The organism is Segatella copri, assembly GCF_002224675.1.
Taxonomy (GTDB): Bacteria; Bacteroidota; Bacteroidia; order Bacteroidales; family Bacteroidaceae; genus Prevotella; species Prevotella copri_U.
Window position 1 is genome coordinate 22193 of record NZ_NMPZ01000012.1, and the last position, 16570, is coordinate 38762.

General features: G+C 49.3%; 13 protein-coding genes. 10 read left to right on the forward strand and 3 right to left on the reverse strand.

Annotated features, from left to right (window positions below; genetic code table 11):
- Window positions 1-8 precede the first annotated feature (8 nt).
- On the reverse strand, window positions 9-446 hold the full coding sequence (gene dut, locus CFT61_RS08830) for a dUTP diphosphatase (protein ID WP_089544075.1): 438 nt from the start codon (window positions 444-446) through the stop codon (window positions 9-11).
- Between the two features lie 158 nt (window positions 447-604).
- Between dut and CFT61_RS08835 the strand changes: the two genes are divergently transcribed.
- Window positions 605-1942: a deoxyguanosinetriphosphate triphosphohydrolase gene (locus CFT61_RS08835; protein ID WP_089544076.1), complete on the forward strand. Its 1338-nt coding sequence runs from the start codon at window positions 605-607 to the stop codon at window positions 1940-1942.
- Between the two features lie 555 nt (window positions 1943-2497).
- Here CFT61_RS08835 and CFT61_RS08840 read toward each other — a convergent pair.
- Window positions 2498-3490: a GNAT family N-acetyltransferase gene (locus CFT61_RS08840; RefSeq protein WP_089544077.1), complete on the reverse strand. Its 993-nt coding sequence runs from the start codon at window positions 3488-3490 to the stop codon at window positions 2498-2500.
- 81 nt (window positions 3491-3571) lie between these two features.
- Entirely contained in the window at window positions 3572-4399 is an 828-nt protein-coding gene (locus CFT61_RS08845; RefSeq protein WP_089544078.1) for a glycerol acyltransferase, read from the reverse strand.
- Between the two features lie 373 nt (window positions 4400-4772).
- On the opposite strand from CFT61_RS08845, the gene rsmH reads away from it, so the two are divergent.
- The 9 genes from rsmH (at window position 4773) to murC (ending at window position 16541) form a co-directional block, all read left to right on the forward strand.
- Window positions 4773-5687 carry a 16S rRNA (cytosine(1402)-N(4))-methyltransferase RsmH gene (gene rsmH / locus CFT61_RS08850; RefSeq protein ID WP_089544079.1) on the forward strand — a complete coding sequence of 305 codons (915 nt, stop codon included), beginning with the start codon at window positions 4773-4775 and terminating at the stop codon, window positions 5685-5687.
- A 47-nt stretch (window positions 5688-5734) separates the two neighbouring features.
- Window positions 5735-6286 carry an FtsL-like putative cell division protein gene (locus CFT61_RS08855; protein WP_176425555.1) on the forward strand — a complete coding sequence of 184 codons (552 nt, stop codon included), beginning with the start codon at window positions 5735-5737 and terminating at the stop codon, window positions 6284-6286.
- On the forward strand, window positions 6283-8439 hold the full coding sequence (locus CFT61_RS08860; RefSeq protein ID WP_089544080.1) for a penicillin-binding protein: 2157 nt from the start codon (window positions 6283-6285) through the stop codon (window positions 8437-8439). The genes CFT61_RS08855 and CFT61_RS08860 overlap by 4 nt, the downstream gene beginning before the upstream one ends.
- A 38-nt stretch (window positions 8440-8477) precedes the next feature.
- Window positions 8478-9938, forward strand: a complete 1461-nt coding sequence (locus tag CFT61_RS08865) for a UDP-N-acetylmuramoyl-L-alanyl-D-glutamate--2,6-diaminopimelate ligase (protein ID WP_089544081.1) — start codon at window positions 8478-8480, stop codon at window positions 9936-9938.
- 34 nt (window positions 9939-9972) lie between these two features.
- Window positions 9973-11241, forward strand: a complete 1269-nt coding sequence (gene mraY, locus CFT61_RS08870) for a phospho-N-acetylmuramoyl-pentapeptide-transferase (RefSeq protein ID WP_089544082.1) — start codon at window positions 9973-9975, stop codon at window positions 11239-11241.
- A gap of 41 nt (window positions 11242-11282) precedes the next feature.
- Entirely contained in the window at window positions 11283-12620 is a 1338-nt protein-coding gene (gene murD, locus CFT61_RS08875) for a UDP-N-acetylmuramoyl-L-alanine--D-glutamate ligase (protein WP_089544083.1), read from the forward strand.
- Window positions 12621-12677: 57 nt separating this feature from the next.
- Window positions 12678-13955 carry an FtsW/RodA/SpoVE family cell cycle protein gene (locus CFT61_RS08880; RefSeq protein WP_089544084.1) on the forward strand — a complete coding sequence of 426 codons (1278 nt, stop codon included), beginning with the start codon at window positions 12678-12680 and terminating at the stop codon, window positions 13953-13955.
- A 103-nt stretch (window positions 13956-14058) separates the two neighbouring features.
- Window positions 14059-15165, forward strand: a complete 1107-nt coding sequence (murG, locus tag CFT61_RS08885; protein WP_089544085.1) for an undecaprenyldiphospho-muramoylpentapeptide beta-N-acetylglucosaminyltransferase — start codon at window positions 14059-14061, stop codon at window positions 15163-15165.
- On the forward strand, window positions 15165-16541 hold the full coding sequence (gene murC / locus CFT61_RS08890) for a UDP-N-acetylmuramate--L-alanine ligase (protein ID WP_089544086.1): 1377 nt from the start codon (window positions 15165-15167) through the stop codon (window positions 16539-16541). Before murG ends, murC begins: the two co-directional genes overlap by 1 nt.
- Window positions 16542-16570 lie beyond the last annotated feature (29 nt).

Sequence of the window (16570 nt, forward strand, 5' to 3'; positions counted from 1 at the left end):
TCCTTATTTTATTTTACGCCGGTATGACCATAACCGCCTGCACCACGCTCAGTTTCATCCAGCTCCTCCACCTCGATGAAGTCGCACTGTTCGTGCTTGGCAAGCACCATTTGTGCGATGCGCTCGCCATCATTGATGACGAAGTCTTGCTGTGAGAAGTTGATGAGCAGCACCATGATTTCGCCACGGTAATCGGCATCGATGGTACCCGGAGTATTGAGCACGGTGATGCCATGCTTCAGAGCAAGACCGCTGCGAGGACGGATCTGTGCCTCATAACCAGCCGGCAATGCCATGAAAAGCCCCGTAGGAACGAGTCGGCGCTCCATAGGATGAAGCACGATAGCCTCATCGATATTAGCACGCAAATCCATGCCCGCACTCTGAGGTGTGGCAAACGCAGGGAGAGGCTGATGCCCCTTATTGATAATCTGTACTTTCAGCATAATTTTCTATTTTTCTGCAAAAATACTGCTTTTTAACCGAATAATCGCATTTTAGACGTGAAAATGATATAATTTATCCTTTTTTATTTTGATTTATCCTAACTTTCGTGTATTTTTGCACAATAGACAACATAAAAGACTCATAATACAGAAAGAATATGGAATGGACCCAACTCATATCTAACAAGCGATTCGGACAGGAGCATAAGCACGCCGAGCGCCACGATGACCGCTCGGAGTTCAAGCGCGATTACGACCGTCTGATCTTCTCTTCGGCTTTCCGCCGATTGCAGAACAAGACGCAGGTCTTCCCCTTACCGGGCAGCATCTTCGTACACAACCGCCTCACTCACAGCCTGGAAGTGGCAAGTGTGGGTATGTCGCTGGGCAACGATATCTCCCGCCACATCATCCAGAAGCGCCCGGAGCTGAAGGATACACTCTTCGAGGAAATCAGAACCATCGTGAGTGCAGCCTGCCTGGCGCACGATCTGGGCAATCCTCCCTTCGGTCATTCCGGAGAAAAAGCCATCCAGACTTTCTTCAGCGAGGGTGCCGGACAGGGATTGAAAGATGAAGTTTCTGCCGAGTTCTGGGACGACATCACCCATTTCGAGGGTAATGCCAACGGCTTCAGAATCCTGACGCATCAGTTTAAAGGTCGCCGCCAGGGTGGTTTCGTGATGACCTATCCTATGCTTGCTGCCATCGTGAAATATCCTTTTGCCAGCAGTTTGGCTGGGAAGCACGGCAAGTTTGGATTTTTTACTTCCGAAGCCGAATCTTACCAGAAGGTTGCTGAGGAGTTGGGAATCCTAAGAAAATCGAAACCGGGAGAGCCTCTGGAATATGCCCGCCACCCGCTGGTGTATATGGTAGAAGCAGCTGATGATATCTGTTATGAGATTATGGACATCGAAGACTCCCACAAACTCAAAATCTTATCCTTCGAGGAGACAGCTGACTTACTGCTGGGATTCTTTGACGAGGAAACCCAACAGAAGATTCGCCAGCGAATCCTGGATGAGGGATTGACAGATGAAAACGAACAGGTAGTGTACATGCGTGCCTGCGTAATCGGAAAGCTTGAGAACGAATGCGTCAATGTTTTTCTGAATCACGAAGAGGAGATTCTTGCCGGCACTTTCGAGGGATGTCTCATCGAACATATCGCCGAACATCAGCGCCAAGCCTATCAGAAATGTACGCAGGTTTCCCGCAAGAAAATCTATGCCAGCAAACCGGTTCTCGACATCGAACTTTCGGGTTACAAGATCATGGCTACCCTGATGGAGGTCTTCATCGATGCCGCCGTGAATCCATCCCGCTTCTACTCCAAGCAACTCCTGAGAAGGGTAAGCAGCCAGTACGACATAGAGAACGAGAATCTGGAGGAGCGAATCATGGCGATATTGGATTACATCAGTGGCATGACGGATATCTATGCACTCGACATCTATCAGAAAATCAACGGAATAAGTCTGCCGATAGTATAGAAACAAAGCAATCTCTTACTTACCTAAGAAAGTATAATGGAATATTGGCATTCTTTGCCTTATTCCATTTACTGCCTGGTTATGGCAAGATATTGCCCTTTACCAGGGCAACTTTGTGCCATTGCCAGGCACAAAACGATACGTCGGGAGATAAAATTCAGCTGAACTATCTGTAAAAAGACTACTCTCGCTTTTACTCTTCACTCTTCACCAAATCGACTGAACCCCCTATAAACACTGGGGGTGTGGGCGGTGAAGAGTGGTGGTTCACTCTTCACCACTCTTCACCACTCTTCACTTATCGCGAGGTTCAGCTATCATTTATTCCAAGATCTGGTCTTCATTGATGACAGGGTCTGGTCTTCATTGATGACAAAGCCTAGTCTTCATTGATGACGGAACCATTGCCTCTCTGATATTCTTTCCTCTAAAATAATATGGGTGAAGAGTGGTGAAGAGTGGTGAAGTGTCAGTTCAACTCTTCACCCGTCTAACCATCTAATTTACAACACCTTAAACCTTCCCGGTGAAGAGTGAAGAGTAAATTAGAAAATACTATTCTTTTTCCTTGTAGAAAATCTTGTTGGCACCGCTTGTAATCTTCAGCGCCTCAGGATGCTCCTCAATAAAGCTGTTGATATGGCGGATACGCTTCTCCTCCAGGATTTCATCCACGGCAATGAGAATGCCCGTCTCCTCTACATCGCCGAAGCCATAATTGATGGCTGTACCAAAGAGCTTCATGGTAGGACTGAGGTTCATATAGGCATTCACCAGAGGAGGTATATTGAAACCGAGCTGGCGAATCTCATGATTCAGAATGCGATAGTCAGCACGGAAATCATCTTCCGTGAAGATAGCTGCCATCTCGCTCTCAGGAGTTTCCAACTTCAATGGCTTCATCGGAATCACCAGGTTCTCCTTGTCATCAAAATGCTTCTTGAGGAAGTAGAGAATCATATCGCGGCCACGACGGATGTAAGAAGGATACATCGTCATCTTGCCGAAGAAATACTTTACATCCGGATAGAGCACGGTAAGGGCACCCAATCCGTCCCAGAGATTGTCAAGAGCAAAGATACTCTTGGTATTCTTGCGCACATTCTGATACTCGAGAGAGACGAACGAACGGCCCAGCTCCACAGTATATGGCATGTATTCCTTCAGGAACTTATCTGAAAAGTGGAACATGTGACTGGTAGCAAGCTTAGGCTGCCCCTTTTCATCAAGTTCCCAATCCTTGCCCAGGAGATAACGGTAGCCACCAATAATCTCGTTAGCATCTGGATTCCAGACAATAAGCTGCTTGTAGCAGTTGTCACCAAAGTCGAATTCGTCAAGGTCCATCGATTTACCCGTTCCACCACCTGCTTCGCGGAAAGCGATTTCACGAAGGCGACCAATTTCCTTCAATACATTTGGCGAATCATTAGCCGTAACGATATAGATTTCGTTATGACTCTTGTTGGTCATACGAAGCTGCTTCTCGGGAGTCAACTCGCTCTTCAGCAGTTCGCGGTCAATCGGTTGGATGATTTCTTCTTCCATAATTCTCTATATAATATCGATAATTATCTTGTTCTATTTCTCTTACTTTTTCTATGATTGCTCACTGTAAAAGGGTTCTCACTAGAGTTCGTAAACCCTGTCCTTCACATACTGCGCCCACTCTGTAGCCGACTTGCTGTGATCGAAAGTCTGCCAGGGAATCGGCTTGCCGATGGCGATGCGGAAATGCTTGCCCACATTCTTGTACATTTCATCCACAAGGAACATCATGGCAAGGTTGAAAGGCAGATGCTTGTCGCTGAACCTGGCGATGCGATAGAACCTTTCGGAGTTCTGCCCACCGAAATGGATAGGCACCACATCACGCTGATATTCCACACTCTTGGAGATGAAAGTCTTCTTCCAAGGCAAATCGCGGATGCTGCCATCAGGCTGCTTGCGGCTGTTCAGTCCCGCAGGGAACATCAGCATGTGGTTGTCGCTCTGGAATCCAGCCTCTACCATGCGAGGGAAGTCACGACTCTGTCTGCCGGTCTTATTGATACCGATGCTCACCGGCTTCAAGCCCGGGAGATTGAGCAGCAGATCGTTTACCAGATAGCGGAACTTACCATCGTAATGCGTTCCGATGATGGAGCCGAGGCACACGCCGTCCTGTCCGCCCAGCGGATGATTAGACACGAAAGTATAGAGTTTGCCATCATTCTTATCCGGCAAATTCTCCAAGCCTACGATTTCAACATCCATCTTCAGATAGCGCACGCATTCTGTAAGCCACTCCGTACCGGAGAGGTTTCGGCTTTCCCACAAGAACTTGTTCACTTCGTCTTCGTGTATAATCTTTTTTAGCCACGACACGAGGAATCCGGGAACAAATTTAGCTTTGCTCCCCATCTTGTTCTTCAGTATCTTTTCTATGTCTATCGTTTTCTCTATTGAACCACTCATTTTTAGTAAACCTAATAAGTACGTGCAAAGTTAGTTTTTCTTTTTTAAATATGAGTCATTTTTCCCGAAAAATTATCAATAAAGCTAAAAAATAGTGCATTTTTCCATCTTTTCGGGAGAAATCAAGACAAAAAACATCGTTTTTCGCGAATTACTAGATACCAGCGAATAAAGAGCGTAAAATGAAAAAAATCATTTTTTTGCGCCCGTTTCATAAAATTTGTGGGGAAACATGGAGCTATGTGAGGATTTTTATGTACCTTTGGAGCCGAATTCCTATTAAATAGGTACATACGCGCTGTATATAAGTACATGCACGTGAAAGAAACAAGTTAAAAATAAGTAACTTACAAAAGAAAAAGAATCAAGAAGAATGATCAAGACAGCAGAAACATATCACGTACCCGTGCTCCTCAAAGAGAGCGTTGACGGACTCAACATCCAACCAGGCGGCATCTATGTAGATGTTACCTTCGGCGGTGGAGGACATTCCAGAGAAATCATCTCCCGCCTGAGCGAGGGAGCACATCTCTACAGCTTCGACCAGGACGCTGATGCCGAGCGCAACGTGGTGGCAAATCCCAACTTCACCTTCGTATGCTCCAACTTCAGATACCTGAAGAACTGGATGAGATACTATGGCGTAGAGGGACTGGACGGACTACTCGCCGACCTCGGTGTATCGAGTCATCATTTCGACGACGAGACCCGCGGATTCTCCTTCCGCTTTGATTCTCCTCTCGACATGCGCATGAACAAGAGAGCCGGGAAGACTGCTGCCGACATCGTGAACGAATACGAGGAAGAGGCACTTGCCGACATCTTCTATCTCTACGGCGAACTGAAGAATTCCCGCCGCATCGCTTCAGCGCTGGTCAAGGCAAGAGCCGCAAGCCCTATCAAGACCACCAAGGACTTCATGGCTGCCGTGGAACCCCTCTTCAAGCGAGAGCGGGAGAAGAAGGAGATGGCCAAGCTCTTCCAGGCACTGCGCATAGAGGTGAATCACGAGATGGATGCCCTGAAAGAAATGCTCCGCTCTGCCACCGAACTGCTCAAGCCGGGAGGAAGACTCTCGGTGATTACCTATCACTCACTGGAAGACCGCATCGTGAAGAATATGATGAAGGCGGGCAATCCAGAGGGCAAGGTAGAACAGGACTTCTTCGGAAGAATCGAGACACCTTTCAAGCTCGTCAACAACAAGGTAATCATACCAGACGCCGATGAGCAGGAGAGAAACCCGAGAAGCCGCAGCGCCAAGTTGAGAATCGCAGAAAAGAAATAGAGTAAATGAGATTATCATGTAACTGCAATCATGTAATGCAATAGAAAATGAAACAAGATAAAGAAAAACCAGAAACAAGCATCCCGGCAGAAGAGCAGAAGACGCAGGTTTCTGAGTCGGCAAAGACCAAGGAGAAAGCACCGACTACTGAAAAGCAGAAGGCGCAGGCTTCTGAAGAGCAGAAATCGGAACCGGAAGCTCCCAAACCGGCTCCGCAGGCTTCGCTCAAGGAAGTGATTGCCAAGCAGGCCATCGAGGAGGAAGTGTCGGGTTCTGCCAGCTTCACACTGCGCAAGATTCTGGGTGGTGACATCCTCACCGCACAAATCATCAGAAAGCAGATATGGCTGTTCATGCTCATCGTGGTTTTCATCATTATCTACATATCCAACCGATACAGCATCCAGAAGGATCTCATCGAATTGGATCAACTGCAAAAAGAGCTGCAAGACACGAAATACAAAGCACTGTCAACCAGCAGTCAGATAACAGAGAAGAGTCGTGAAAGCAATGTGCTCGATATGCTGAAACACAGCAAGGACAGCACCCTGCACATCGCCACACAACCTCCTTACATCATAAACGTACCAGAAGAATGAGCAAGTTTGAGCATAAGAAAGTAATGCCGCGCTATAGTGCCATCGCCATCATCATGACCCTGATTGCCACCGCCATCGTAGGAAAAGCACTCTACATCATGACGGCTAAGCACGACTACTGGATGCAGGTTGCCGAGCGACAGAAGAAAGACTCCGTGACCGTGAAGCCTAACCGAGGCAACATCCTGAGCTGCGCAGGACAGCTGATGGCGAGTTCGCTGCCAGAGTTCAAGGTATTCATGGACTTCAAGGCGCTAACCGAAGCCGGCAACGACTCGCTTTGGGATGCAAAGCAGGATTCCATCTGCCAGGGACTCCACAAGATATTCCCGGAGAAGACAGCAGAGGAATTCAAGCGCCATCTCATAGAGGGACGCGGCAAGAAGAGCCGCCACTGGGCGGTATATGGAAGTCGTATCGACTATAACACCTTCACCGAGGTGAAGGCGCTGCCAATTTTCCGCCTCACTCCCTACAAGAGCGGATTCCACTGGGAGGAATACAATGCCCGCACCCGCACCTACGGTTCGCTGGCAGGAAGAACCATCGGAGCCATGTTTGGTGCCAAGGATACCGCCAGATTCGGACTGGAGCTGAGCTATGACTCCATCCTGCGCGGAACCAATGGTATCGTGCATCGCCGCAAGGTGCGCAACAAGTTCCTCGACATCACCGACACCCCTCCTATCGACGGTGCCGACATCGTTACCACCATCGATGTGAGCATGCAGGATCTTGCCGAGCGCTCACTCATCGAAGAGTTGAAGGAAATCAATGCCAACGTGGGTGTAGCCATCGTGATGGATGTGCCTACCGGCGACATCAAGGCCATTGTAAACATGGAAAAATGCTTCGATGGCGAATACAGAGAGATTCACAACCATGCCGTGAGCGACCTTCTGGAGCCGGGTTCGGTATTCAAGCCAGCCTCGCTGCTCGTAGCACTCGATGACGGCGTGGTAGATACTACCTATCGCGTGGAAACGGGATGTGGTGTCTGGCAGATGTACGGACGAGATATGAAGGACCATAACTGGCGAAAGGGCGGATATGGAATGCTGACCTTCGCAAAGACACTGTGGTACAGTTCTAACATCGGTGTGAGCCGAATCATCGACGACCACTACCACAACTGTCCGGAGAAATTCGTACAGGGCATCTATCGCACCGGTCTGCACGACGACCTGAAGATTCCACTGGTGGGAGCTACTCCTGCCCGAATCCGAATGCCGCACAGAAACAGCCACGGACAGTATGACAACTGGGCAAAGACCAGCTTGCCATGGATGAGTATCGGATACGAGACGCAGGTGCCACCGATCTCTACCCTCACCTTCTACAACACCATCGCCAACAACGGCAAGATGATGCGTCCTAGATTCGTGAGCAAGGTAGTGAAGAACGGAGAAACCATCATGGAGTTTCCTCCAGAGGTGATGCGCGAACAGATAGCCAAGCCGCAATCCATCAAGAAGATGCAAACCATCCTGGAACAGGTGGTTAGCCTGGGACTGGGCAAAAAAGCCGGTTCACCTAACTTCAAGGTTGCCGGAAAGACCGGTACGGCTCAGGTTTCCAAGGGAGCCGGCGGTTACAAGAACGGCATTACCAACTATCTGGTGAGCTTCGCCGGCTACTTCCCAGCCGACAATCCGCGCTACAGCTGTATCGTCTGCATTCAGAAATCAGGTTTGCCAGCTTCCGGCGGAAGCATGAGTGGTAAGGTATTCCACGACATTGCCGAAGGCATCATGGCACAGAGCCTGAAACTCGACGTGAAGGATGCCAAGGATTCAGCCTCCATCTTCGTTCCGGACGTGAAGAACGGAAACGTGCTGGCTGCCGACTACGTACTCACCCACCTGGGCATCAAGACCAACACCAACTGGAGTGGAAGCTACGCCAACGGCAATCCTATCTGGGGCAAGGCAGAACGCATAGGAAGCAGAAGCATCAAGCTTTTCAAAGAGAAGCAATACGGCAAAAGCACCGTGCCCGATATTACAGGCATGGGAGCCAGAGACGCTATCTTCTGCATGGAGAGCAGAGGAATCAGAACCAGGATTCATGGCAGAGGCAAGGTAATCAAGCAGAGTCTCATGCCGGGAACACCGGTCAAGAAGGGTTCCATCTGTATCATCGAATTGAACTAATATATATAATAAGGTGTAAATACATAAAGATATTAAATATGAAGTTACAAGAATTACTCAAAAACATCGAGCCGATTCAGATTGTCGGTGATGCTGATGTAGAGGTTTCGGGCGTAAACATCGACTCCCGAAAGATTAAGGAAGGTCACTTGTTCGTTGCAATCAAGGGCACTCAGGTTGACGGCCACCAGTTTATTTCAAAGGCATTGGCCCTGGGCGCAAAGTCGGTTTTGTGCGAGGATATGCCTGAGGAGAAAATCGAAGGCGTAACTTACATTCAGGTAGCATCTACCGAAGATGCTGTAGGTAAAGTGGCTACACTCTTCTATGGAGATCCATCCAAGAAGCTGAAGTTGGTTGGCGTGACTGGCACTAATGGCAAGACCACCATCGCCACCTTATTATATAATATGTTCCGCAAGTTCGGACATAAGTGCGGTCTGCTCTCCACCGTCTGCAATTACATTGAGGGCGAGGCAATTCCTGCCGACCACACTACCCCAGACCCTATCGAGCTGAACATGCTGCTGGGCAAGATGGTAGAGGCAGGATGCGAATACGCCTTCATGGAGTGCTCTTCTCATGCCATCGCACAGAAGCGTATCGGCGGTTTGGAGTTCGCCGGCGGACTGTTCACCAATCTCACCCGCGACCATCTCGACTATCACAAGACATTCGAGAACTACCGCAACGCCAAGAAGGCTTTCTTCGACGGTCTGCCTAAGACTGCCTTCGCCATCACCAATGCCGACGACAAGAACGGCATGATCATGGTACAGAACACCAAGGCTACCGTGAAGACCTACTCTACTCGCTCTATGGCAGACTTCAAGGCAAGAATCCTGGAGTGTCACTTCGGCGGCATGTATCTGGAGATAGATGGCAGAGAGGTAGGCGTACAGTTTATCGGAAAATTCAATGTAAGCAATCTGCTTGCCGTATATGGTGCAGCCGTCATGCTCGGCAAGAAGCCGGAGGATGTACTCGTAGTGATGAGTACCCTTCACAGCGTAAGCGGACGATTGGAGCCAATCCAGTCGCCAGAAGGCTATACAGCCATCGTTGACTATGCTCATACACCAGATGCATTGGAGAACGTACTGAATGCCATTCACGAAGTTCTCGACGGCAAGGGCGGCGAAGTGATTACCGTCTGCGGTGCCGGTGGAAACCGTGACAAGGGCAAGCGCCCGTTGATGGCTCAAGAGGCTGTCAAGCAGAGCGATAAGGTTATCATCACCAGCGACAATCCTCGCTTCGAAGAGCCACAGGACATCATCAACGACATGCTGGCTGGTCTCAACGCCCAGCAGATGAAGAAGGTGATCAGCATCGTTGACCGCAAGGAAGCAATCCGCACAGCCTGCATGCTGGCCAAGAAGGGCGATGTAATCCTCGTTGCCGGAAAGGGACATGAAGACTACCAGGAGATCAAGGGCGTGAAGCATCACTTCGACGACAAGGAAGTGCTTCGCGAAATCTTCGGTATCAACAAGTAGTATTATCATCTAATAGAAAAAGAGAAGAAGAAAAATGTTATACTATCTTTTTAGATTTCTGGAGCAGTGGGGCATTACAGGTTCCCACATGTGGGGTTACATTTCATTCCGTGCCCTGCTCGCACTGATTTTATCACTCGTCATCTCTGCATGGTTTGGCGAGAAGTTCATCAAGTACCTCAAGAGCAAGCAGATTACCGAGACCCAGCGCGATGCCAGCATCGACCCATTCGGCGTAAAGAAGATTGGTGTCCCATCCATGGGTGGCGTCATCATCATCCTGGCCATCCTCGTACCGGTATTGCTGCTCGGCAGATTGCGCAACATCTATCTGATCCTGATGATCATCACTACCGTATGGCTTGGTTTCCTCGGTGGTATGGATGACTTCATCAAGATTTTCAAGCGCGACAAAGAGGGACTGAAGGGCAAATACAAAATCGTAGGACAGGTTGGTATCGGCCTCATCGTAGGTCTGGTGCTCTGGGCTTCTCCAGACGTGAAGATGAACGAGAACCTCGCCATCGAACGCCAGGGACAGGAGACGGTGGTAAAGCATCGTGCAGAGGCACGAAAGTCATTGAAAACCACCATACCATTCATCAAGGGGCATAATCTCGACTACTCCAGCATCACCAGCTTCTGTGGTGAGCACAAGGTAGCTGCAGGCTGGATTCTCTTTGTAATCATGACCATCTTCGTGGTTACCGCCGTTTCCAACGGTGCCAACCTCAACGATGGAATGGATGGAATGTGTGCCGGAAACTCCGCCATCATAGGTGTGGCATTAGGCATTCTTGCGTATGTGTCGTCGCACATCGAGTTTGCCGCCTACCTCAACATCATGTATATTCCTGGCTCCGAGGAGCTGGTGGTATTCTTCTGTGCCTTTATCGGAGCCCTCATCGGCTTCCTCTGGTACAATGCCTACCCTGCGCAGGTGTTCATGGGCGATACCGGTTCGCTCACCATCGGCGGTATCATCGCCGTGGGCGCCATCATCATCCACAAGGAGCTGATGCTGCCTATCCTCTGCGGAATCTTCTTCGTAGAGAGCCTCAGCGTGATGATGCAGGTATATTACTACAAGCTGGGTAAGCGCAGAGGCATCAAGCAGCGCATCTTCAAGCGCACGCCTATCCACGACAACTTCCGTACACAGGACAGCCAGCTGGATCCAGACTGCAAGTATCTGTGGAAGAAGCCTCGCAACTGCTACCACGAATCGAAGATTACCATCCGTTTCTGGATCGTGACCATCATCCTGGCAGCACTCACCATCATCACATTGAAGATTAGATAAAACAAAGGCTCTTATCAGCCTGACAAGAAAAAGATACAACAATGAGCAAAATTGTAATTTTAGGAGCTGGCGAAAGTGGCGCAGGTGCTGCCGTGCTGGCGAAGAAAGAGGGATTCGAGGTATTTGTCTCTGACATGTCTAAGATCAAGGACAACTACAAGAAGTTGATGGACGACCACGGCATTGAGTGGGAAGAGGGACATCATACTGAAGAGAAAATCTTAGACGCTGATGAAGTCATCAAGAGCCCGGGCATTCCTAAGGAAGCCCCTATGATTCAGAAACTGATGGCAAAGGGTACTCCTATCATCAGCGAAATAGAATTTGCAGGCAGATATACAGATGCCAAGATGATCTGCATCACAGGTAGCAATGGCAAGACCACAACTACTTCGCTGATCTATCACATCATCAAGTCGGCTGGCTACGATGTAGGACTGGCTGGCAATATCGGCAAGAGTCTGGCGCTGCAGGTGGCAGAGACACCTCATAAGTACTACGTCATCGAACTGAGCAGTTTCCAGCTTGACAACATGTACGAATTCCGTGCCAACGTGGCAATCCTGCTCAACATCACTCCAGACCATCTGGACCGCTACGAGTTCAAGATGCAGAACTATACCGATGCCAAGATGCGCATCACACAGAACCAGACAGAGGAAGACAGCTTCATCTTCTGGAACGATGATCCTATCGTGAAGAAGGAACTGGAGAAGTATGACCTCAAGTCACACCTCTGTCCATTCTCAGAATTCAACGAGGAAGGATGCGTGGGCTACATCGAGGACGGCAAGTACAAACTCAACTTCCCATCAGCCTTCGAGATGCCACAGGCAGACATGAGCCTGCGCGGCAAGCACAACATCTACAACAGCCTGGCAGCAGGACTCGCCTGCAACATCGTAGGCATCGACCACGAGACCCTGCACAAGGGCCTCAACGACTTCCCAGGCGTAGAGCACCGACTGGAGAAGGTGGGCAAGTTCAAGGGAGTTTACTATGTAAACGACTCAAAGGCTACCAATGTGGATGCTTGCTGGTACGCTCTGGAGAGCATGACAACCCCTACCATCCTCATCATCGGTGGTAAGGACAAGGGCAACGATTATAACCAGATCAAGGACCTGGTAAAGGAGAAGTGTGCAGGTATCGTATATCTCGGAGCCGACAACCAGAAGCTGCACGACAACTTCGACGCCCTGGGCATTCCTGTTCGCGACACCCACAGCATGAAAGACTGCGTGGCTGCCTGCCAGGAGCTGGCCAAGCCAGGCGACACCGTATTGCTGAGCCCATGCTGCGCCAGCTTCGACCTCTTCAAGAACATGGAGGACCGCGGCGAGCAGTTCAAGGCACTGGCAAGAGCCATCGGTGAATAACTTTTCATTTGGCAAGAACTTAAGTGATAATAATTTTAGAGATAGGACAGTTAAGAAATGAACAATAAGACCATAGGCAACATATTCAAGGGAGACAAGGTCATCTGGATGGTCTTCTTCTTTCTCTGTATGATAAGCATCATAGAGGTGTATTCCGCCTCTAGCTCCTTGTCTTACAAGAGTGGTAACTATATGGCGCCGGTAATACGCCATATAGGTCTCCTTTTTCTAGGCTTAGGCACCATGATATGTATGCTCAAGGTTAAGTGTAAGTACTTCAAGATCGTCACTCCTTTTGTGATATTTCCATCTCTGGGCTTACTCATCTGGGTTTTGATAGCGGGACAATCCACCAATGGCGCATCCCGCTGGATTAACCTGGTGGGCATCCAGTTTCAGCCTTCGGAAATAGCCAAGGGAGCGGTGGTGCTGGTAGTGGCACAGATTCTCAGTGCAATGCAGACGCAGAATGGTGCAGAACGGAGAGCCTTCAAGTATGTCTTGACGGCCTGCTGCCCGTTTATCATCCTCATCGGACTTGAGAACTTATCCACCGCCATGCTTCTGTGCATCACCATCTTATGCATGATGATCATCGGAAGAGTACCTATGAGTCAGATAGGCAAACTCGTGGGCAGCGTCTTGATATTTATCTGCGTTGTCTTCGCCGGCGTTATGATCGTGGGTGAAGACAAGGAAAACGGAGGAAACAAGCCGGAAAATACGCTCACAGAGAACATCAACGAGAAGGAAGAAGCACCAGGTATGGCAGAGAAGATGTTCCACCGAGCAGATACCTGGAAAGCACGTATCGACAAGTTTATCAATTCCAAGCCAGTGGCTCCGGAAGACGTGGACCTGGATAAGGATGCGCAGGTGGCCCATGCCAACATCGCCATCGCCTCATCGAATATCGTGGGAAAGGGACCGGGAAACTCCGTAGAACGAGATTTTCTCTCTCAGGCATTCTCCGACTTCATCTACGCCATCATCATCGAGGAAATGGGACTGTGGGGTGCCTTCTTTGTGGCATTCCTCTACATCATTCTGCTCTTCAGAGCCGGGCGAATCGCCAACCGGTGTGAGAACACATTCCCAGCATTCCTGTGCATGGGACTTGCCATCATGCTGGTTATCCAGGCACTGTTCAACATGGCTGTAGCTGTGGGCTTGGCACCGGTTACTGGTCAGCCACTTCCGCTCATCAGCCGAGGTGGAACCTCAACCATCATCAACTGTCTCTACCTGGGCATCATCTTAAGCATCAGTAGAACCGCAAAAAAGAAAGATTTGCCTCAAAACGAAGCAAATTTTGACAAATTTGCTGCTGCATAACAAAAGAGTATCATAAATAAGGTAAAAAATGCCATTAAATGGATTTTTTTGCTTACCTTTGCGTGAAAATTGTTGACCCTCGGGTCGTAAACAAGAATGGATTATGAATAATGAACTGAGAATTATCATAAGTGGAGGCGGTACAGGCGGTCATATATTCCCTGCCGTATCCATCGCAAACGCCATCAAGGCAAAGCGCCCTGATGCCAAAATATTGTTTGTTGGAGCACTTGGCAGAATGGAAATGCAGCGTGTTCCTGCAGCGGGTTATGAAATCAAAGGATTGCCTATCTGCGGTTTCGACAGAAAGCATCTGCTCAAGAACATCGCTGTTCTCTTCAAGATATGGAAGAGCCAGCACATGGCCAAGAGCATCATCAAGAATTTCAAGCCAATGGCTGCTGTAGGTGTGGGCGGATACGCCAGCGGTCCTACACTCAACGTTTGCGCTAGCAAAGGTATTCCATGCCTCATCCAGGAACAGAACTCATACGCAGGTGTGACCAACAAGCTCCTGGCAAAGAAGGCAGAAAAGATATGCGTGGCTTACGAAGGAATGGAACGTTTCTTCCCTGCCGACAAAATCATCATGACGGGAAATCCAGTACGCCAGAACGTATTGGAGACTACCCTCACCAAGGAAGAGGCACGAAAGCAGTTCGGTCTCGACCCTGATAAGAAAACCATCCTGCTCGTGGGCGGAAGCCTCGGTGCAAGAACCATCAACGAGAGCGTGCTTCAGCACCTCGACCTCGTGAAGGAAAGCGGCGTGCAGTTTATCTGGCAGACAGGTAAGTACTACAACGCAGCCATCATGGAGCAACTCAAGGGCAAGGAACTGCCAATGCTCAAGGTTACCGACTTCATCAGCGACATGGGCGCAGCTTACAAGGCTGCCGACCTCGTGATCAGCCGTGCCGGAGCCAGCAGTATCAGTGAGTTCTGCCTCATCGGAAAGCCAGTCATCCTCGTCCCAAGCCCTAACGTGGCAGAAGACCATCAGACCAAGAATGCCATGGCACTGGTAAACAAGGATGCAGCCATCTACGTGAAAGATGCTGATGCGCCAAACGAATTGCTCCAGAAAGCCATCAACACAGTCAAGAACGAGGATAAACTCAACTCACTCCGTGAGAACATCAAGAAATTAGGATTAAAGAACTCAGCCGACGTCATCGCCGACGAAGTAATCAAATTAGCAACAAGATAATGGAAATCAAGGATATTAAAGCAGTTTATTTTGTAGGTGCAGGCGGCATCGGTATGAGCGCCATCGCCAGATACTTCCTCAGCAAGAAGTTGGTTGTAGCCGGATACGACAAGACTCCTTCCAATCTCACTCACGAGTTGGAGAAAGAAGGAATGCTCATCCACTACGAAGAGAATGTAGATCTCATCCCTGAGGCTTGCAAGGATGCCAGAAATACGCTGGTTGTCTATACACCAGCCATCCCTGCTGAGCACAAGGAGCTGGTTTACTTCCGCGAGAATGGATTCACCATCGAGAAGCGTGCACAGGTTCTGGGTACCCTGACCCGCACCCACAAGGGACTGTGCGTGGCAGGTACACACGGCAAGACTTCTACTTCTACCATGTGTGCCCACATCATGCACCAGAGCCATCTCGACTGCAATGCCTTCCTCGGAGGAATCTCCAAGAACTATGGCACCAACTACATTCTCTCGGACAAGAGCGACTTCGTAGTCATCGAGGCAGATGAGTTTGACCGCAGTTTCCACTGGTTGCGCCCATGGATGAGCGTCATCACATCTACAGATCCTGATCACCTCGACATCTATGGTACCAAGGAGGCTTATCTCGAAAGCTTCCGTCACTATACAGAATTGATTCAGCCGGGCGGTGCGCTCATCATCCACAAAGACCTGGAGATGAAGCAGCACGTACAAAACGGCGTCAAGATATACGAATACAGCCAGGACGAAGGCGACTTCCACGCTGAGAACATCAAGATAGAGAATGGCGGAATCACATTCGACTTCATCTCTCCTATCGAGAACGTTACAGGCGTAGAGCTCGGACAGCCAGTGCCAATCAACATCACAAATGGTGTGGCAGCAATGGCAATGGCACAGCTGAACGGTTGTACCGCCGATGAACTTCGCAACGGAATGAAGACATACGGAGGTGTGGACCGCCGCTTCGACTTCAAGATCAAGAACGACAAGCTCGTATTCCTTTCCGACTACGCTCATCATCCAAAAGAGATTTATCAGAGTGCAAAGAGTATTCGTGAGCTTTACAAAGATCGCAAGATTACAGCCATCTTCCAGCCTCACCTCTACACCCGCACCCGTGACTTCTACAAGGACTTTGCCAACAGCCTGAGTCTCCTCGATGAAGTCATCCTCTGCGATATCTATCCTGCTCGCGAGCAGCCTATCCCAGGAGTTACCTCCAAGCTCATCTACGACAACCTGAAACCAGGCGTAGAGAAGAGCATGATTCACAAGGAAGAAGTACTCGACCTGGTGAAGAGCCGTGACTTCGACGTACTCGTCGTTCTGGGAGCTGGAGATCTGGACAACTATGTTCCAGAAATCACAAAGATTCTAGAATCAAAATAAGCCCCCGGAGACAGGGGCTTATGCAAACA

Excerpts from the sequence above, each read along its gene's own strand:
- dut (WP_089544075.1), bottom strand. The coding sequence starts at position 446 with ATGCTGAAAGTACAGATTATCAATAAGGGGCATCAGCCTCTCCCTGCG.
- CFT61_RS08835 (WP_089544076.1), top strand. The coding sequence starts at position 605 with ATGGAATGGACCCAACTCATATCTAACAAGCGATTCGGACAGGAGCAT.
- CFT61_RS08840 (WP_089544077.1), bottom strand. The coding sequence starts at position 3,490 with ATGGAAGAAGAAATCATCCAACCGATTGACCGCGAACTGCTGAAGAGC.
- CFT61_RS08845 (WP_089544078.1), bottom strand. The coding sequence starts at position 4,399 with ATGAGTGGTTCAATAGAGAAAACGATAGACATAGAAAAGATACTGAAG.
- rsmH (WP_089544079.1), top strand. The coding sequence starts at position 4,773 with ATGATCAAGACAGCAGAAACATATCACGTACCCGTGCTCCTCAAAGAG.
- CFT61_RS08855 (WP_176425555.1), top strand. The coding sequence starts at position 5,735 with ATGAAACAAGATAAAGAAAAACCAGAAACAAGCATCCCGGCAGAAGAG.
- CFT61_RS08860 (WP_089544080.1), top strand. The coding sequence starts at position 6,283 with ATGAGCAAGTTTGAGCATAAGAAAGTAATGCCGCGCTATAGTGCCATC.
- CFT61_RS08865 (WP_089544081.1), top strand. The coding sequence starts at position 8,478 with ATGAAGTTACAAGAATTACTCAAAAACATCGAGCCGATTCAGATTGTC.
- mraY (WP_089544082.1), top strand. The coding sequence starts at position 9,973 with ATGTTATACTATCTTTTTAGATTTCTGGAGCAGTGGGGCATTACAGGT.
- murD (WP_089544083.1), top strand. The coding sequence starts at position 11,283 with ATGAGCAAAATTGTAATTTTAGGAGCTGGCGAAAGTGGCGCAGGTGCT.
- CFT61_RS08880 (WP_089544084.1), top strand. The coding sequence starts at position 12,678 with ATGAACAATAAGACCATAGGCAACATATTCAAGGGAGACAAGGTCATC.
- murG (WP_089544085.1), top strand. The coding sequence starts at position 14,059 with ATGAATAATGAACTGAGAATTATCATAAGTGGAGGCGGTACAGGCGGT.
- murC (WP_089544086.1), top strand. The coding sequence starts at position 15,165 with ATGGAAATCAAGGATATTAAAGCAGTTTATTTTGTAGGTGCAGGCGGC.